This window comes from Heyndrickxia ginsengihumi (assembly GCF_011008565.1).
GTDB lineage: Bacteria > Bacillota > Bacilli > Bacillales > Bacillaceae_C > Weizmannia > Weizmannia ginsengihumi.
Window position 1 is genome coordinate 1 of the sequence record NZ_JAAIWK010000056.1, and the last position, 1,446, is coordinate 1,446.

Below are 1,446 nucleotides of genomic sequence, written 5' to 3' on the forward strand. Positions count from 1 at the left end.
TGCACTGCACCCCGATTATTAGACACAATTTGAAAATAATAATCGGGGTGTTTTATTATGAAAAAACGATTTACAGAAAAAGAAAAATATGTAGCAGTACAACTGTATTTAACGGGGAAATACTCCTATCGTGAGGTAAGTGAATTCGTAGGAGTCGATCGAAAATCGGTAAGAAAATGGGTAGGTCTATATAAATCGCATGGAATACATGCTTTATCACCTAGAAGTAGCTGTACAACTTATGATGCTACGTTTAAACTGAAGGTACTAAACTATCGAACTGAAAACGGTGCATCTTATCTAGAAACAGCGATTGCGTTTAATCTGTCTTCTCCCTATACCATTCAACGGTGGGAAGAAAAGTGGCATAAAGGAGACCTAGATGTGCCTGTTTTAAAGAAAGAAGGCCGTCTAAATATGTCAAAAAAACAAAAGAAAGTAACGGAAAATCAATTAGAAGCAATTCAAAAAGAACTTGAGCGTTTACGTATGGAAAATGCGTATTTAAAAAAGTTGAATGCCTTAGTTCAAAGCAAGGAAAAATCACCAAACAAGACAAAGCACAAGTAATCTATGAACTAAGGCATGAATTTCCGGTGAAAGAGCTAGTGAAACTAGCTGGAATTCCACGCAGTACATATTATGATTTAGTGAAAAGAATGAACCGTCCTGATCCAGATGCAGCATTAAAACAAGAAATTCAATCGATCTATGACGAGCATGAAGGACGTTACGGGTATCGTCGTATTCGTGATGAATTAGCGAATCGTGGTCAAAAAGTGAATCATAAAAAAGTGCAACGCCTTATGAAAGAATTAGGGTTAAAATGCCTTGTTCGCATGAAAAAATATCGTTCGTATAAGGGGACTGTCGGAAAGATAGCACCAAACCTTTTAGATCGTCAATTTAAGGCGACTCAACCATACGAGAAATGGGTAACAGACATTACAGAATTCAAATTGTTTGGTGAAAAACTTTATTTTTCACCTGTATTAGATTTATTTAATGGACAAGTAATCACGTACACTCTTGGCTCTAGACCAACGTATTCCCTTGTTTCAGAGATGCTAGAAAAGGCATTCAACTGTTTACCAGAAATCCACCAACTCCTGATGCATTCGGACCAAGGATGGCATTATCAAATGAAACAATATCGTCAAGCGCTCCGAGCTCATGGAATCACACAAAGTATGTCACGTAAAGGCAACTGTTACGATAATTCTGTTATGGAGAACTTCTTTGGAATACTAAAATCAGAGTTCCTCTATTTTAAGGAATTTGAGAATATGGAACATTTTAAATTAGAACTAGAAAAATATATCGAGTACTATAACAACAAACGAATTAAGACAAAACTAAAAGGCTTGAGCCCTGTGCAATACCGAGTTCAAACCTTAGCTATCTAATGAAATAAATGTGTCTAACTTTTTGGGGTCACTTCATGCA

1 protein-coding gene is annotated in these 1,446 nt (G+C 36.3%); it reads left to right on the forward strand.

The features are described from left to right. The first annotated feature begins 57 nt into the window (after positions 1 to 57). Positions 58 to 1,406 (forward strand): IS3 family transposase gene (locus G4D61_RS17780; protein ID WP_152604327.1). Its coding sequence is split into 2 segments (ribosomal slippage): positions 58 to 520 and positions 520 to 1,406, totalling 1,350 coding nucleotides; the frame shifts between segments, so codons are not numbered across the junction. Positions 1,407 to 1,446 lie beyond the last annotated feature (40 nt).